The sequence below is a fragment of the Methylobacterium sp. CCH7-A2 genome, from assembly GCF_001557075.1.
Lineage (GTDB): Bacteria > Pseudomonadota > Alphaproteobacteria > Rhizobiales > Beijerinckiaceae > Allobosea > Allobosea massiliensis.
On the sequence record NZ_LSKN01000008.1, the window covers coordinates 1 to 16676 of the forward strand.

Sequence of the window (16676 nt, forward strand, 5' to 3'; positions counted from 1 at the left end):
TGACCGGCACGGCGCGGGGGAGGCCGTCCTCGCCGAGCACATAGACGCGGCCGGGCATGCCCTGCTGCGGCGCGCCGCGGCCCTCCTGCATCATCGCCTCGAACTTGGCTCGGCGCTCGGGGTCGAGCACGGCGGCGACCTTGGCGATCATGTCGGCGCGCGCCTTGCGGAAGACCGCGCGGCGCTCGTCCTCGCTCATGCCGGCCATGGCCTCGCGGAAGCCGGCGCGACGCTCCTGCATGATCGCGGCGATGGCCTGCTTCTGCTCGGGCGTCGGCTGCAATTCGGTTTCGATGCGCTCGCGGAAGGCGGCGGCCTGGCCAGGCCCGCCGCCGCGGGTGGAGGGGGCTGCCGCAACGGCCGCTCCGGTGGCAGGTGCCGACCCACCAGCCGCTCCTGGCGGGCGGAAGCGCAGGGCGGCGTTCGCCACGCGCAGCACGTCGCGCCGGTCCTCGGTGACGACCTGGAGATTGGCGGTCATGCCGGGCAGCAGTGCCATGTCCCGGTTTTCGACCCGGATCACGCCGGTATAGGTGACGACGTTCTGGATGGTCTGCGCGCCGAGGCGCACCATTTCGACGCGGCCCTCGAAAGTGCGGTTGGGATAGGCGTTGACGGTAAAGGTCGTCGGCTGGCCCGGCTTCAGGCGGCCGACATCGGCCTCGTCGACATTGGCGTAGATGTCGATGGTGCGCAGGTCCTGCGCGATCTGGAACAGGGTCGGCGTCGAAAGCGAGGCGGCAACCGTCTGGCCGAGATCGACCTGTCGCTGTACGACGACGCCGTCCACGGGCGAGCGGATGTCGGTGCGCTCGAGGTCGATCAGGATGTCCTTGAGCTTGGCGTCACGCTGGGCGATCAGCGCCTCGCCGGACGCGACCTGACCCTCGGCGAGGAGAATATCGGCGTCGAGGCCGTTGAGTTCGGCTTTGGCCGAGGCGACCTGTGCCTCGCTGGAGGCGAGCGTCGCCGTCTGGACCTCGAGCTGGGTGCGGGCGGTGTCGAGCGTCTGCTGCGAGCCGGCGCCGCGGCTGAACAACTCGCTCTGGCGCTCGAAAGTGCGCTTCGCATCGGCGAGCTGGGCTGCGGTGCGGTCGCGCTGGGCTTCGAGGTCCCTGACGGTCGAATTGGCCTTGAGCCGCGTCGAGCGGGCGCGGTCGAGCTGGGCGCGCTTGACCAGGAGATCGGCCTTTGCCTGCATCAGGTCTGCCTGCGCGGCGTCGCGACGTGTCTTGATCTGATCGCTGTTGAGGCGGGCGACGACCTGTCCGGCCTTCACCTGCGAATTGTAGTCGGCGAGGATTTCGACGATCTGGCCGGAGAGCTGCGAGCCGACCAGCACGGTCGTCATCGGCGTCAAGGTGCCCGTGGCGCGCACGGCGGCGGTGATCTGGCCGCGGTCGATCGGAGCCGTCCTGTAGGCCGCCTCGCTGGAGGGACCGCCGGCCGGACGCCACGCCCAGTAGCCGCCGGCCGCGAGCACGGCCACGACACCCGTTCCGATCACCCACTTGCGCAAATTGGTCCCCATCGTCGCGTCGGCATGGCCGACGTCTTTTCAGCCGCCGCACCATGCCAGAATCCGTGTTCGGCGGCGAGTTAACTTACCGCAATGTTGAGGAGAGGTCGGTTTCCGGTTGTTTCGGCGTCAGAAGTCGATGGGTCACGCTGTCCGCGAACCCTGCGTCGCGGCGATCAGATCCCGCAGGGTCGTGATCGTCGAGGCGTCGGCGACGCCGTCAACTTTGTCTTGGCGCCAGTGGCGCTGGAAGGCGGCGACCACCGCTTCCAGCTTCTCGTCATAGATGCCGTCGACCGCGACGCCGTAGCCGAACATCGCGAACATCGCCTGCAATGCCTCGACCGGCTGGCCCGAGTCGCCGCGGGCGAAAAAGCGGCCGCTGCGGATCGGCGCGGGTTCGCTCCAGAGGCCGACGCCGCCTTGCGCAAAATGGCGCCAGGGGAATTTCTCGCCGGGGTCGATCTTGCGGCCCGGGGCGACATCGGAATGGGCGAGCACGCGCTCAGGCGGGATGGCCCATCGCTCGCAGATGTCGCGGCAGAGGTTGAGCGTGGCTGTGATCTGCTCCTCCGGGAAATCGGGCAGGCCGCCGGGATGGCCGGGATTGGCGATCTCGATGCCGATCGAGCAGGAGTTGATGTCGCTCTCGCCGGCCCAGTGCGAGGCGCCGGCATGCCAGGCGCGGCGGGCTTCCGGCACGAGCTGGAGCGTGTGGCCGTTCTCGAAGACGAAGTAGTGCGAGGAGACCTGCGAGACCGGGTTGCAGAGCCATTGCAGGGCTTCGCCGGCAACTGGCATGCCGGTGTAGTGCAGGATCAGCATGTCCGGCCGGCGTGGCGCGCCCTCAAGGGGACCGCCCTTGCGTTCGCCATGGTTGGGCGAGGGGAAGATCTTGGCCGCGAAGCGGCTGTCCGGGGTGGCGTCTCTGCTCATGCGCTGAGGCTCAGGCCGGCTCGATGCTGAGCCGCGCCCGCAGACCGCGCTCGCGCTCGATCCGGTCCCAGGCGGCGTTGATCGCGGCGAGGCGGCGGGTGGCGATGGCGACCGCCTCCTCGGGCAGGCCGCGGGCGAACTCGCGGTCCGGGTGGTTCTGGGCGACGAGCTGGCGGTAATGCCGCTTGAGCTCTTCGTCGCCCATCTCGCGCGAGGCGCCCAGCACGAGATAGGGATCGTCGGCGCGCCGCACATGGCGGGCCTCGATGCGGGCAAAACCGGCCTCGTCGATGCCGAAGATCGTCGCGACCTCGCGGAGATAGGCGTGCTCGTCCTGGTGGATCGCGCCATCAGCGGCCGCGATCAGGAAGAGCCCGTCGAGCACGTCCTCGAGCAGGGCCGGTTCGTCGCGGAAGCTCTCGGCGATCTGCCCGGCATAGGCTTCGAAACCGGCGCTGGTCTGCTTGGCGAGATCGAACAGCATCTCGATGCGCGCCTGCTGCTCGGGCGGGACGGTGACGATGCGCTGGAAGGCGGCGACCTCGTCGCGCGTCACCACGCCGTCGGAACGGGCCATCTTGGCGGCGAGCGCGACGAGGCCGGTGGTGAAGACCAGTTCGCGGGGCGCCGCGCCGAAGGGGGAACCCTCGCGGTCGACCAGCATATGGCCGGCGAGTGCCCCGAGCAGGGCGCCGAGCGGGCCGCCGAGAACGAGGCCGAGGCCGCCGCCGCCCAGCAGCCCCCAGAAAGACGAAACCATGGTTCAGGCGACTCCGGGCGCTGTGGTGACGGCGCGACCATAACCAGAACGCAGCTGCGCCGACAGCCCCGGCATGAGGCCGACTCGCCGCGTTATCCGGTCGCAAACCTCAATTATGGCGGAAATAGGGCACAAAGTGCCGGGTGGGCGCCAATACACAGCCGGCTCGGGACCGCGAAGTGTCGGGGGCGAATTTTTACATGCTCAATACTTTCCAGTAAGAATACGTAGATCGGCCGGATCAAGGTACAAATCGAACGATTTGGCGAATCGAGGGACAGATTCTCGTCACATTTACTGATCACTGGACTGCGCCTTCTAGCCAATAGGCGGTAGCAAAGGTTCAGTCGATCATGCGGTATACCTCCAGCGGCGCTCTCGCCGTCGTCGCGATTTGCCTCGCATCGCTCCAGCCGGCCCAGGCCCAGGTCAATGACGAGACGGACGCCCGGGCGTTCATCGTTCGCGAGGCCGAGATCCAGCGGGAGAAAGCGGCCGCAGCGGCGGGCGAAGCCAAGCCGGAGGAAGCAGCCGCGCCCGCCGCATCGAGCGATGGGAAGAAGGCGAAGGCGGAGCGGGCCGCTCTGTCGGCTCCTGCCGGATCGGAGGGGCTCAAGGCACTGGTCGCGCGCCATGCGGCCGCCAATGGCGTGCCCTTCTCGCTGGCCGATGCCGTGGTGCGGATCGAGAGCCGCTACAATCCCCGTGCCGCCAATGCGGGCAACTACGGGCTGATGCAGATCCGCCACCAGACTGCGCGCGGCATGGGCTATACGGGAGGCGCCGGCGGTTTGCTGGATCCCGAGACCAACGCCCGCTACGCGATGAAATACCTCGCCATGGCCTATCGGGCGGCTGGCGGCGACACCTGCCGCACCATCATGAAGTATCAGAGCGGCCACATGGCCGAGCGCATGAGCGGGGCGAACCGCACCTACTGCGCCAAGGTCCGCACCATCACGGCCCGCAACTGAAGGCGTCGTGGCGGTTGACGCAGCCGCCGGGAGCGCGCACTAGCCCTCCCGCCAGTCGGCCGGACGGCCGCTCTCATGGGAACGCAGGTTCCTGCGAGGGAGGAAAGTCCGGGCTCCACGGAAAAACGGTGCCGGATAACGTCCGGCGGGGGCGACCCCAGGGATAGCGCCACAGAGATCGAACCGCCTCGCAGGGAAGCCTCGGCCTCCACGCGCGGTAAGGGTGAAAAGGTGCGGTAAGAGCGCACCGCGGACCCGGCAACGGGGACGGCATGGCAAGCCCCACCGGGAGCAAAACCGAATAGGGACGATGCTGTCCGCGCGAGCGGAGAGGGGCCTTTTCCGGGCCCTGTCGTCCGGGTTGGTTGCTCGAGGCGCGCAGTAATGCGCGTCCCAGAGGAATGGCCGTCACGCCGGGAGAGCGATCTTCCGGCCATCCAGAACCCGGCTTACAGGCCGACTGGCAATTCTACTCCGGCGGCCGGCTGAAGCGATGTCCTGCGCTTCCGGTGCTCGCGGACGAGATATCCGCTCCGCTCCGGTTCTCGAACATCGCTCCATCCGACTCACCAGAGCGAATTGCCGCAAGCCTCTGCGCGGTGCTTCGGCTTCACGCCACCTTGAGCTCGACGTCGATGTTGCCCTTGGTCGCATGCGAATAGGGGCACACGATGTGGGCCTTCTGGACGAGGTCCTCGACCACGGCCTTGTCGACGCCCGGAACCGAGATGGTCAGCGTCACGGCCAGGCCGAATCCGGCGCCGTCGTCGCGCGGGCCGATGCCGACATCGGCGCTGACCTTCGCATCCTCGGGGATCTTCACCTTCTCCTTGCCGGCGACGAATTTCAGCGCGCCGAGGAAGCAGGCCGAATAGCCCATCGAGAAGAGCTGCTCGGGATTGGTGCCTTCGCCGCCGCCGCCGCCGAGTTCCTTTGGGGTGTTGAGGACGACGGCGACATTGCCGCTGTCGGTCGCGGCCTTGCCTTCGCGGCCGCCGGTGGCCGAACCGTGAGCGGTGTAAAGAACCTTCATGGCGAACTCCTTCGCTGCTGGGCCGCGCGGGCATACCCGTTTGCGACCAGGTGATCTTGCGGGTTCGATTTATATCGTGCACAATCTAATTGTCAACGATCATAACGCCGCGGTTCACGCTGAGTTGATTGGGCTCGCCAATGCTGGTTCATCGCCGCGGCGATGGCCCGGATCGGGTGAGGGCGGCGGATAGGGAAGCGGTCATGTCGAAAAAAGTTCCCGGGCGGGCGAGCCCCAGGCTGGAAGAGCAGCTCTGCTTCGCCGTCTATCGGGCCGGCCAGGCCTTCACCCGGATGTACCGGTCCGTGCTCGCGGAGACCGGGCTCACCTATCCGCAATATCTGGTCATGCTCGTGCTGTGGGAAGGTGACGGGCTGACGGTGAAGGCGCTGGGCGAGCGGCTGTCGCTCGATTCCGGCACGCTGACGCCCCTGCTCAAGCGGCTCGAGGCAGCCGGTCTGATCCGGCGCGAGCGCAGCCGCAGCGACGAGCGCCAGGTCCTGCTCCATCTGACCGAGGCGGGGGAGCGGCTGCGGGAGAAGGGGGCCTGTGTGCCGGGTGCGATGGGCCGGGCCATCGGTGCGGCCCTTCCGCCGGACGGGCGGCTGCTCGCAGACCTGGCAGCGCTGCGCGAAGCCCTGCTGGCCGCAAGCGATCCGGACTGATCGCAGGATAATTTTTTTGAGGTCATTTCCCCGCCCGCAGTGGCCGCGCCGGCCGCTGCGAACGAGGAATCGCGCGTGGTTACGGATACTTAACCTTAACGGGCTGTGATGATCGACAGCCCCCGCAGCGGCGCCTGCGCGGGCGCGATTCCGTTGACGCCCATACAGGCCCATGCTATCCCAAATCATCCCGTCGAAGCCGGCAGGCAGTCGTCAGATCAGGGTCCGTGTGCCGCGCGGAAACTGGTCGATCGTGTCGCCTTGCCTGCTTCGGCGGGGGGCTACCGCCCCGCAAGCTTCGCGGGCGAGCGGCCAGCCAGTGAGCAGGCCGGGAGGCGGCGTTGACGGACCGCTTCGTCTCGAATTTCACCAACCGGCTGGACGCCAAGGGGCGCGTCTCGATCCCGTCGAGCTTCCGCGCCGTGCTGGCCAAGGATGGCTACGAGGGGCTTTACGTTCATCCGGCGCTCGATCTCGCGGCCTTCGATGCCGGCGGTCACGCCCTGCGCAAGACGATCGACGACATTCTCGCGGGCTTCTCGCCCTTTTCGGAGGAGTGGGAGTCGCTGTCGACGGCGCTGAACGGCACCTCGGAGGTGCTGAAGGTCGATCCGGAGGGCCGCATCATGCTGAGCGAGGCGCTGCGCGCGCATACGGGGATCACGGATGCGGTGACCTTCGTCGGGCATGGCCACAAATTCCAGATCTGGGAGCCGGCCCGGTTCCAGGCGCATCTCGATGCCGCCAAGGCGAAGCTGCGCGACGTCAAGCGCGCGCTGAGCGTGCCGCCGCCGAGCGGTGGGGCGGCTGGCTGATGCCGGGCCGCATGCAGAGCCGGGCGGGCCAGACCGCGATCGAGTCGCAAGAGGGCGCGCCGCATATCCCCGTGCTGCTCGCCGAGGTGTTGAGCGCACTCGCGCCGAAGCCGGGCGGGCGCTATCTCGACGGCACCTTCGGCGCCGGTGGCTATGCCCGCGCGATCCTCGAGGCCGCGCCGGATGCGAGCCTGCTGGCGCTCGACCGCGACCCGACCGCCATCACCGGCGGCGCGAAGCTGGTGTCCGAGATGGCCGGGCGGCTGACGCTGGCGCAGGCCCGTTTCAGCGAACTCGCCGAAGAGGCGCAGCGTTTCGACCGCGTCCCGCTCGACGGCATCGTGCTCGACATCGGCGTCTCCTCCATGCAGATCGATCAGGCGGAGCGAGGCTTCTCCTTCCGCTTCGACGGGCCGCTCGACATGCGCATGGGCCGCGAGGGCCGCAGCGCCGCCGACCTCGTCAACGAGGCGGAGGAGGGCGTCCTCGCCGACATCTTCTACCATTACGGCGAGGAGCGGCGTTCCCGCGCGGTGGCGCGCGCGATCATCGAGGCGCGGCGCAAGGCCCCGCTGACGACGACGAAGCAACTCGCCGATCTCGTGGCCGGCATCGTCTGGGCGGAGCCCGGCGGGCCGCATGCCGCCACGCGGGTGTTCCAGGCGCTGCGCATCGCGGTCAATGACGAACTCGGCGAACTCGTGCGCGCGCTGCATGCGGCGGAAGAGGTTCTGGCGCCGGGTGGACGTCTCGTGGTCGTCACCTTCCACTCGCTGGAAGATCGCATCGTCAAACAGTTTCTGGCCGAGCGCTCGGGGCGTGCCCCGGCCGGCTCCCGCCACGCGCCGGTGTTGACGGCCGCTCAGCCGACCTTCAGCCTGGTCAGCCGTGGGCCGGTGGCGCCATCCGAGGCCGAGATGCGGCTCAATCCGCGCGCCCGCTCGGCCAAGCTGCGCGCCGCCGCCCGCAACGAGGCGCCGCCGCGCCCGGCCGGTCCCGATCTCGTCGCGCTCGCCGGCCTGCCCGAGCCGCAGCCCCGCCGGAGGCCCCGTGCATGATCAAGCTGCTGCATCTCGTCGCCATCGGGGCGCTCGTCTCCTCGGCCTTCTACGCCTACACGATCAAATACGAGACGACGCTGGAGGCCGAGCAACTCCAGAAGATCCGGATGAAAGCGCAGCGCGAGCGCGACGCCATCGCCGTGCTGAAGGCCGAGTGGCAGTTCCTGAACCGGCCGGATCGTCTGCAGGCGCTCGCCGACCGCCATCTCGATCTGCAGCCCTTTTCGGTGACGCAGGTGGTGCGCATGTCGGATGTCCCCAATCGCGGCCCGAAGGTCGATGCCATCGGCCGCAAGCTCGAGGATCTCGGCTTGGGCGTGCCGACGGAGACGCCGCGCGACCGCAAGCCGAGTGCGACCACGCCGGGAGGCCGTCCATGAGCGAGACCCCGACCCACATCGTCGAGGAAGCGCCGGAGGCCGCGCCACGGCGCCGTTTCGGCGCGCTGCGCGACGTCTTCCGGATGAGCGGCGAGAAGAGCCAGCCGCGCGTCGGTCTGGTCATCCTCGGCTTTTCCGCGCTCTTCCTGGCGATCACCGGCCGGCTTGTGATGCTGGCGACCCTGCCCAACGAGCAGGTCGGCCTGCGCCGTGCGACGTCCAACGCGATCTCGGCCGCGCGTCCCGACATCGTCGACCGCAATGGCGAGGTGCTGGCGACCGATATCCGCACCGTCTCGGTCTTCGCCGAGCCGCGGAAGATCCTCGACAAGGACGAGGCGACGGAGTTGCTGACCGCCGTTCTGCCCGATCTCGACGCGAAGGACCTGCGCGACAAGCTCGGCACCAAGAAGGGCTTCGTCTGGGTCAAGCGCGAGATCACGCCGCGCCAGCAGGCCGAGGTGCACCGCCTCGGCATCCCCGGCGTCGGCTTCGTGCCCGAGAACAAGCGCGTCTATCCCAACGGCACGGCCGCCGCCCATGTGCTGGGCTTCGCCAATGTCGACAATGTCGGCATCGCCGGCATCGAGAAATACATCGACTCGCATGGGCTGCAGGATCTCAACGGTGCCGGCCTCGCGACGCAGGCGTCCGATCTCAAGCCGATGACGCTGTCGATCGATCTTCGCGTCCAGCACGCGCTGCGCGACGAGCTTTCGAAGGGCCTGGAGAAATACAAGGCGATCGCCGCTGCGGGCGCGATCATGGACGTGAACACCGGTGAGATGATCGCGCTGGTGTCGCTGCCCGACTTCGACCCCGGCAACCCGGTCGACGCGCTGGAGAAGGACCGGATCAACCGGATGAATGTCGGCGTCTACGAGATGGGCTCGACCTTCAAGGCGCTGACCATCGCGATGGCGCTGGATTCCGGCAAGGCCAACATCAATTCGAGCTATTCGACCGCCGGCGGCATGATGCGGTTCGGCCGGCAGGTCATCAAGGAGTATCACGGCACGGGCCGGACCCTGACCGTGCCGGAGGTCTTCCTGCACTCGTCCAACATGGGCTCGATCAAGATGGCGCTGGCCGTCGGCGTCGAGGGGCACAAGGCCTTCCTGCGCAAGATGATGCAGCTCGACCGGATGACGACCGAGCTGCCGGAGAGCGCGGCGCCGATCGTCCCGCAGCGGTGGGGCGAGATCAACACGGCGACCATCGCCTTCGGCCACGGCCTCGCGGTCGCGCCGCTCCAGGCGATGGCGGCGGTCGGTGCGCTGGTCAATGGCGGCACCCTGATCACCCCGACCTTCCTGAAGCGGTCGGAGGAGGAGGCCAAGCGCAGCGGCGTGCGGGTGATCAAGCCCGAGACCTCCGAGGCGATGCGCTTCATCATGCGCCTCAACGGCGAGAAGGGCTCGGCCCGCAAGGCCGACATCGCCGGCTATTTCGTCGGCGGCAAGACCGGCACGGCCGAGAAGGTCATCAATGGCCGCTATGCCAAGAACAAGAACTTCACGACCTTCACGGCGATCGCGCCCTCCGACAAGCCGCGCTACCTCTTCCTCGCGATCTATGATGAGCCGAAGGGCTATGCCGAAAGCGGCGGCTATTCGACCGCCGCCTGGAACGCCGGCATCACCACCGGCAAGGTGATCGAACGCACGGCGCCGATCCTCGGCCTGCCGCCGCGCTTCGAGCCGCCGGCCCAACCCTTCCCGCTGATGGCGCGGCTGGGGGCCTGGGGCACGCGCTGACGCTTGCCGCAGGCCGGGCTCCACGCTAGCGAGCGATCATGACAGAAGCCTTCAGCCTCGGCCGCCTGTTTCCGGGCGCCTTCCCCGCGGATGCCACGCGAGCGGTCGCGGGCGTCGCCTTCGACAGCCGCAAGGTGCGGCCGGGTGAGGTCTTCATCGCGCTCGCCGGTGCCAAGGCCGATGGCGCCCGCTTCATCGCCGATGCGATCGCCAAGGGCGCCGTCGCGGTCGTGTCGGGCGGGCCCCGCCCGGAGGGGCTCGACCCGGCCGTCGCCTTTGCCAAGGTGGCCGAGCCGCGCCTCGCGCTCTCTTTGGCTGCCGCGCAGATCCACCCTCGCCAGCCGGGCACGATCGTCGCGATCACCGGCACCAGCGGCAAATCCTCGGTTGCCGACTTCACGCGCCAGATTTTCCAGTCGCTGGGCCACGCGTCGGCGAGCCTCGGCACCATCGGCATCGTCACCGCCAAGGGCGCCGATTATGGCACGCTGACCACACCGGACCCGCTGTCCCTGCACGCTTCGCTCGACCGGTTGGCGGGTGAGGGCGTCACGCATCTCGCGATGGAAGCCTCGTCCCATGGGCTCGACCAGCACCGGCTCGACGGCGTCAGGCTGGCCGCAGGCGCCTTCCTGAATCTGGGGCGCGACCATCTCGACTACCATCCGACGGTGGCCGACTACCTCGCCGCCAAGCTGCGGCTCTGGTCGCTCTTGCCGAAGGGCGCCCCCGTGGTGATAAATCGCGACGAGCCCTATGCGCAGGAGGCTGCGGATGCGGCGCTGGCCGCCGGCCACCGGCTCGTCGGCATCGGCCGCAAGGGCGAGACGATCCGGCTGGTCGAGAGCGTGCGCGACGGCTTCTCGCAGCGCCTGACGGTGGCGGTCGGCGGCCGCGAGCACCGCGTGACGCTGCCGCTGGTCGGCGACTTCATGGCGGGCAACGCGCTGGTCGGCGCCGCGCTTGCCATCGCTACCGGCGACGACACCGAGCGCGCGCTGCAGGCGATCGCAGGACTGACCGGTGTGGCCGGTCGGCTGGAGCGCGTCGGCGAGGCGAAGGGCGGTCTGGTGGTCGTGGATTACGCTCACAAACCCGATGCGCTGGCGGCCGTGCTGTCGACCCTGCGCGGCTATGCGACCGGGCGCCTGATCTGCGTCTTCGGCTGCGGCGGCGACCGCGACACCGGCAAGCGCCCGGTGATGGGCGCGATCGCGGCCGAAAAGGCCGACATCGCCATCGTCACCGACGACAATCCGCGCAGCGAGGACCCGGCCGCGATCCGTGCGCAGGTGATGGCCGCCTCGCCGAAGCTGCGCGAGATCGGCGACCGGGCGGAGGCGATCCGTGCGGGCGTCGCGATGCTCGCCCCCGGCGATGTGCTGGTCGTGGCCGGAAAGGGCCATGAAACCGGCCAGATCATCGGCGACCGGACCTTTCCCTTTTCCGACCAGGACGTGGTGCGGACGGCTATCGCGGAGATCGCAGGATGAGCGCCCCTCTCTGGAGCGGAGACGAACTGGTCGCGGCGCTGGGCGCGCGGGCCGAAGGCCCTGTGCCAGCAGCCATCTCCGGCATCTCGATCGACACCCGCACGCTGGAGCCGGGCGACGCTTTCTTCGCCATCACCGGCGAGGCCCGCAACGGGCATGACTTCGTCGCGGCTGCCTTCGAGAAGGGTGCCGCGCTCGCCGTCGTGGACGAGGCGCACGCCGCCCAGTTCGCCGGCAAGGGCGCCCTCGCCATTGTGCCCGACGTGCTGAAGGCGATGGAGCGGGCCGGCAGCGTTCGCCGGGCGGAGCTGAAGGCCGGCGTGCTCGCGGTCACCGGCTCCGTCGGCAAGACCGGCACCAAGGAGGCGCTGCGGCTCATCCTGTCGCGCCAGGGCAAGACGCATGCGCCGGTTGCCTCCTACAACAACCATTGGGGCGTGCCGCTGACCTTGTGTCGGACTCCCCGAGACGTGGCTTACGCGGTCTACGAGATCGGCATGAACCACCCCGGCGAGATCCTGCCGCTGGCGCGGATGGTGCGCCCGCAGGTCTCGATCATCACGACCATCCAGCCGGTCCATCTCGAGGCCTTCGCCTCATTGGAGGGGATCGCCGAGGAGAAGGCCGGCGTGTTTTGGGCGCTGGAGCCCGGCGGCACCGCGATCCTCAATGCGGACATCCCCCAGGCCGATCTGCTGGAGCGGATCGCCAGGGCCGGCCCGGCCGGCGAGGTGATCCGTTTTGGCGAAAGCGCGGATGCCGATGTCCGGCTCATCTCCTGTGCGCTGCGCTCCGACGTCTCGACCGTCGATGCGGTGGTGATGGGGCAACCGGTCACCTACCGGCTCGGCAGCCCGGGCAAGCATATCGTGTTGAACTCGCTCGCCGTTCTGGCGGCGGTGAAGGCGGTCGGCGCCGACATCGCGCTGGCGGCGCTGGCGCTGGGCGATCTGCGCCCGCCCGCGGGGCGCGGGGCGCAGCAGCGGCTGGAGGCACCCGGCGGAGCGTTCACGCTGATCGACGAGAGCTACAACGGCAACCCGGCCTCCGTGAAGGCGGCGATCGAGAATCTGGGGCGCATCCCGGTGGCCGGCCGCGGCCGTCGCATCGCCGTGCTCGGCGACATGCTGGAGCTGGGGCCGACCGGTCCCGAACTCCACAAGGGGCTCGGTCCGGCCATCACCGCCAACGGCATCGACAGTGTCTTCGCCTGCGGTCCGCTGATGCGCGGGTTGTATGACAGCTTGCCTTCGACCCTGCGGGGGGCTTATGCCGCGCAGGCGAGCGGGCTCGAGGCGCTCGTTCTGGATGCCGTGCGAGCCGGCGACGTGGTGATGGTCAAGGGCTCGCTCGGTTCGCGCATGGGGCCGATCGTCAAGGCGCTGACGGCCCGCTTCCCCGCCTCGTCGGCCGAAGACTAGAACAAGAGACCGAAACACCGATGCTCGTCTGGCTCGCCGACTTTTCCGGGACGTTCCCCATCCTCAACGTCTTCCGGTACATCACCTTCCGGGCCGGCGGCGCGACGGCGACGGCGCTGCTCGTCGTCTTCTTCTTCGGCCCCGCGGCGATCTCCTGGCTGCGGATCAAGCAGGGCAAGGGCCAGCCGATCCGCACCGACGGGCCTCAGACGCATCTCGCCAAGCGCGGCACGCCCACCATGGGCGGGTTGATGATCCTCGGCGGTCTGCTGGTCGCGACGCTGCTCTGGGGCAATCTGCGCAACCCTTATGTCTGGATCGTGCTCGGCGTGACGGTGAGCTACGGCGCCATCGGCTTCTATGACGACTATCTCAAGGTGACCAAGCAGTCCCACAAGGGGTTCTCCGGCAAGGCGCGGCTCACGCTCGAAATGGCGATCGCGCTCGTCGCCTGCTGGGGCGTGATGCAGCTCGGGCCGCCGGCCATCGCGTCGGGCTTCGCCATGCCCTTCCTCAAGGAGCTGATCATTCCCCTCGGCATCCTGTTCCCGTTGGTCACCGCCTTCGTGGTAGTCGGTGCCGGCAATGCGGTGAACCTGACCGACGGGCTCGACGGTCTGGCGATCGTGCCGGTGATGATCGCGGCGGCGACCTTCGGCTTCATCTCCTACCTCACGGGCAATGCGATCTTCGCCAACTACCTGCAGATCCATCATGTCCCCGGCGCCGGCGAACTCGCCGTGGTCTGTGGTGCGGTGATCGGCGCCGGCATCGGCTTTCTGTGGTTCAATGCGCCTCCGGCCCAGATCTTCATGGGCGACACGGGTTCACTCGGGCTCGGCGGCCTGCTCGGCGTGGTGGCGGTGGCCACCAAGCACGAGATCGTGCTGGCGATCGTCGGCGGGCTGTTCGTGATCGAGGCGCTCTCGGTCATCATCCAGGTCTTCGTCTACAAGCGCACCGGCAAGCGCGTCTTCCTGATGGCGCCGATCCACCACCATTTCGAAAAGCTGGGCTGGACCGAGCCGCAGGTTGTGATCCGCTTCTGGATCATCTCCGTGGTGCTGGCCCTGATCGGCCTGTCGACGCTGAAGCTGCGCTGAGATGACTCCGATCACCTGTTTTGCGGGCCGGCGCGTCGCGCTGTTCGGCCTGGGCGGTTCCGGCCTCGCCACGGCGCGCGCGCTGATTGCCGGGGGGGCGCAGGTCGAAGCCTACGACGACAATGCCACCAGCCGCGACCGTGCGGCAGGCGAGGGGATCGCTGTCGTCGACCTCGCGGCGGCCGACTGGTCGCGCTTCGACAGCCTCATCCTCGCGCCCGGCGTGCCGCTGACCCATCCTGCCCCGCACTGGACAGTGGAGAAGGCCAAGGCCGCCGGCGTCGAGGTCATCGGCGACATCGAGCTGTTCTTCCGGCAGCGCGCGGCGACGGAGCCGGCGGCGCCGGTCGTCTGCATCACCGGCACCAACGGCAAGTCGACGACCACGGCGCTGGTCGCCCATGTCCTTCGCCAGGCCGGACGCGACGTCCAGATGGGCGGCAATATCGGCACGGCCGTGCTGGCGCTGGAGCCGCCATCGGCGAGCCGTGTCCACGTCATCGAGTGCTCGAGCTACCAGATCGATCTCGCGCCCTCGTTGGCGCCGAGCGTCGGCATCCAGATGAATCTGACGCCAGACCATCTCGACCGGCACGGCACCTTCGAGGCCTATGGCGCGATCAAGGAGCGCCTGGTCTCCGCGGCGGACGTCGCCGTGATCGGCGTCGACGACGAGCCGTCCAAGCAGATGGCGCGGCGGCGCGCGGCGTCCGGCCGCAAGCTGGTCAGGATCAGCGGCGAGCAGCCGCTCGATGACGGCGTCTTCGCCGGCGTGACCGCCAATGCCGGCACGCTGGAGACGCGGATCGTCCAGGTGCTCGACGGCAAGCCCCGCATCGTCGCCAATCTCGCGGGCATCGGATCTCTGCGGGGCTCGCACAACGCGCAGAACGCGGCAGCCGCCTTTGCCGCCTGCTTCGCGCTGGGCCTCACGGCCGAGCAGATCGCGGCGGGTTTCGCCAGCTATCCCGGCCTGGCGCATCGCATGGAGGAGATCGGCCGCATCGGCCGCGTCGTCTTCATCAACGATTCCAAGGCGACCAATGCGGATTCGACCGAGAAGGCGCTGACCTCCTTCCGCGACATCTTCTGGATCCTCGGTGGCAAGGCGAAGGAGGGCGGCATCGAGTCCCTGCGCCGCTACTTCCCCAATATCGCCCGGGCCTATCTGATCGGTGCGGCGAGCGACCTCTTCGCCGCCACCTTCGACGATGACGGGCGCGTCGCCTATGAGCGCAGCGGCACGCTCGAGGTCGCGCTGGCGAGCGCGGCGCGGGATGCGCTGGCCCATCCGGGGCAGGGCGACATCGCCGTGCTGCTCTCGCCGGCCTGCGCCTCCTTCGACCAGTTTCCGAATTTCGAGGTGCGCGGTGACGCCTTCCGCGCCCTGGCGAAGGCGCTGCCGGGCTTCCGGCCTGCGGGGACCGCCTAGCACCGGGAAAGGCGGCCTTACCGGTGCGGCATGGCGGCCATCCGCAGCGGGACTGGCCTCACGGCCCGCAACGCGACAAGGCTGCTGTGCGCGCCCGGTCCGCCGAGTCCGCCGAGTGAACGAGGAACGACGATGAGCAGCGCCCCCAATTTCGACGAGCGGATCGACCGCCGCGGCACCCATTCCTCGAAATGGGACATGATGGCGCCGCTCTATGGCGTGCCGGCCTCGGACGGCATCGCCATGTGGGTCGCGGATATGGATTTCCGGCCGCCGGCCTGCGTCCAGGCGGCGCTCGAGGGCATGGCAGCCCACGGGCTCTACGGCTATTTCGGCGACAGCAAAGCCAATCACGATGCGATCCGCTGGTGGATGCGCACGCGCCATGGCTGGGACGTCGAGCCGGCCGCGATCTTCACCGCCAACGGGCTGGTCAACGGCACGGCGCTCTGCGTCGCTGCCTATACCAAGCCGGGTGACGGCGTCGTGCTGATGACGCCGGTCTATCATGCCTTCGCCCGCGTGATCTCCGCGGCAGGCCGGCAGGTCGTCGAGTGTCAGCTCGCGATCGAGGACGACCGCTACGTTCTCGACATCGCGGCCTGGGACGCGATGATGACCGGCAAGGAGCGCATGTTCGTCCTCTGCTCGCCGCATAATCCGGGCGGGCGCGTCTGGACTCGAGAGGAACTGCGCGCCATCGCCGATTTCTGCGTCCGCCACGACCTGATCCTGGTCTCCGACGAGATCCACCACGATCTGGTCATGCCCGGCCACAAGCATCACGTGATGGCGCTGGCGGCGCCGGAGATCATCGACCGGCTGGTGATGATGACCGCCACCACCAAGACCTTCAACATCGCCGGTTGCCATGTCGGCAACATCATCGTGCCGGACAAGGCGCTGCGGGCGCCGCTGGCGGCGGCGATCAATGCCGGTGGCGTCTCGCCCAATTCTTTCGGCATGATGATGGCGACCGCCGCCTACAGCCCCGAGGGTGCGGCGTGGGTCGATGCGCTGGTGGCTTATCTCGACGGCAATCGCCGGCTCTTCGAGGAGGGGGTGAGTGCCATCCCCGGTGTCCGGGCTCTGCCGCTGGAGGCGACCTATCTCGCCTGGATCGATTTCGCGGGCACCGGCATGGCGACGGCCGAGTTCACGGCCCGCGTCGAGAAGCAGGCGCGGATCGCCGCCAATCACGGGCCGAGCTTCGGCAAGGGCGGTGCCTCCTTCCTGCGCTTCAACCTAGCGACGCCACGGGCGGTCGTGGCGGAAGCGGTGGACCGCCTGCAGCAGGCTTTCGGCGATCTGCAATAGGGTGGCATGC

15 protein-coding genes and 1 other RNA gene are annotated in these 16676 nt (G+C 68.6%); 12 read left to right on the plus strand and 4 right to left on the minus strand.

Annotated elements, in window-relative coordinates:
* From AX750_RS00180 to AX750_RS00190, 3 genes are all read right to left on the minus strand, one after another.
* Nucleotides 1-1531 (minus strand): efflux RND transporter periplasmic adaptor subunit (locus AX750_RS00180; protein WP_067253423.1); only part of this gene is annotated, 1531 nt, incomplete at its 3' end.
* A gap of 132 nt (nucleotides 1532-1663) precedes the next feature.
* The gene (locus tag AX750_RS00185; RefSeq protein ID WP_066722173.1) at nucleotides 1664-2455 is read right to left on the minus strand and encodes an N-acetylmuramoyl-L-alanine amidase; all 792 of its coding nucleotides are present in this window, start codon (nucleotides 2453-2455) and stop codon (nucleotides 1664-1666) included.
* Nucleotides 2456-2465: 10 nt separating this feature from the next.
* Entirely contained in the window at nucleotides 2466-3215 is a 750-nt protein-coding gene (locus AX750_RS00190) for a molecular chaperone DjiA (RefSeq protein WP_066722175.1), read from the minus strand.
* A gap of 353 nt (nucleotides 3216-3568) precedes the next feature.
* Between AX750_RS00190 and AX750_RS00195 the strand changes: the two genes are divergently transcribed.
* Nucleotides 3569-4189, plus strand: a complete 621-nt coding sequence (locus AX750_RS00195) for a transglycosylase SLT domain-containing protein (RefSeq protein WP_066722177.1) — start codon at nucleotides 3569-3571, stop codon at nucleotides 4187-4189.
* A 51-nt stretch (nucleotides 4190-4240) separates the two neighbouring features.
* Nucleotides 4241-4657, plus strand: an RNA gene (gene rnpB / locus AX750_RS00200) — RNase P RNA component class A.
* Between the two features lie 142 nt (nucleotides 4658-4799).
* On the opposite strand, the gene AX750_RS00205 is transcribed toward rnpB, so the two are convergent.
* Complete coding sequence (locus AX750_RS00205; RefSeq protein ID WP_066722179.1) at nucleotides 4800-5222, minus strand: organic hydroperoxide resistance protein; 423 nt, start codon at nucleotides 5220-5222, stop codon at nucleotides 4800-4802.
* Nucleotides 5223-5425: 203 nt separating this feature from the next.
* Between AX750_RS00205 and AX750_RS00210 the strand changes: the two genes are divergently transcribed.
* From AX750_RS00210 to AX750_RS00255, 10 genes are all read left to right on the plus strand, one after another.
* Nucleotides 5426-5887, plus strand: coding sequence for a MarR family winged helix-turn-helix transcriptional regulator (locus tag AX750_RS00210; protein ID WP_066722181.1), 462 nt, complete (start codon nucleotides 5426-5428; stop codon nucleotides 5885-5887).
* Between the two features lie 341 nt (nucleotides 5888-6228).
* Nucleotides 6229-6702, plus strand: a complete 474-nt coding sequence (locus tag AX750_RS00215) for a cell division protein MraZ (RefSeq protein WP_066722184.1) — start codon at nucleotides 6229-6231, stop codon at nucleotides 6700-6702.
* 11 nt (nucleotides 6703-6713) lie between these two features.
* On the plus strand, nucleotides 6714-7760 hold the full coding sequence (rsmH, locus tag AX750_RS00220; RefSeq protein WP_066722265.1) for a 16S rRNA (cytosine(1402)-N(4))-methyltransferase RsmH: 1047 nt from the start codon (nucleotides 6714-6716) through the stop codon (nucleotides 7758-7760).
* Entirely contained in the window at nucleotides 7757-8143 is a 387-nt protein-coding gene (locus AX750_RS00225) for a hypothetical protein (RefSeq protein WP_066722186.1), read from the plus strand. Before rsmH ends, AX750_RS00225 begins: the two co-directional genes overlap by 4 nt.
* Nucleotides 8140-9900: a penicillin-binding protein 2 gene (locus AX750_RS00230; protein WP_066722188.1), complete on the plus strand. Its 1761-nt coding sequence runs from the start codon at nucleotides 8140-8142 to the stop codon at nucleotides 9898-9900. Before AX750_RS00225 ends, AX750_RS00230 begins: the two co-directional genes overlap by 4 nt.
* A gap of 38 nt (nucleotides 9901-9938) precedes the next feature.
* A complete protein-coding gene (locus AX750_RS00235; RefSeq protein ID WP_066722191.1) occupies nucleotides 9939-11393 on the plus strand; it encodes a UDP-N-acetylmuramoyl-L-alanyl-D-glutamate--2,6-diaminopimelate ligase in 1455 nt (484 codons plus the stop codon).
* The gene (locus AX750_RS00240) at nucleotides 11390-12814 is read left to right on the plus strand and encodes a UDP-N-acetylmuramoylalanyl-D-glutamyl-2,6-diaminopimelate--D-alanyl-D-alanine ligase (protein WP_066722193.1); all 1425 of its coding nucleotides are present in this window, start codon (nucleotides 11390-11392) and stop codon (nucleotides 12812-12814) included. Before AX750_RS00235 ends, AX750_RS00240 begins: the two co-directional genes overlap by 4 nt.
* Before the next feature lie 20 nt (nucleotides 12815-12834).
* On the plus strand, nucleotides 12835-13917 hold the full coding sequence (gene mraY, locus AX750_RS00245; protein ID WP_066722204.1) for a phospho-N-acetylmuramoyl-pentapeptide-transferase: 1083 nt from the start codon (nucleotides 12835-12837) through the stop codon (nucleotides 13915-13917).
* A 1-nt stretch (nucleotide 13918) separates the two neighbouring features.
* Nucleotides 13919-15349, plus strand: coding sequence for a UDP-N-acetylmuramoyl-L-alanine--D-glutamate ligase (murD, locus tag AX750_RS00250; RefSeq protein WP_066722206.1), 1431 nt, complete (start codon nucleotides 13919-13921; stop codon nucleotides 15347-15349).
* A 132-nt stretch (nucleotides 15350-15481) separates the two neighbouring features.
* On the plus strand, nucleotides 15482-16666 hold the full coding sequence (locus AX750_RS00255) for a PatB family C-S lyase (protein WP_066722207.1): 1185 nt from the start codon (nucleotides 15482-15484) through the stop codon (nucleotides 16664-16666).
* Nucleotides 16667-16676 lie beyond the last annotated feature (10 nt).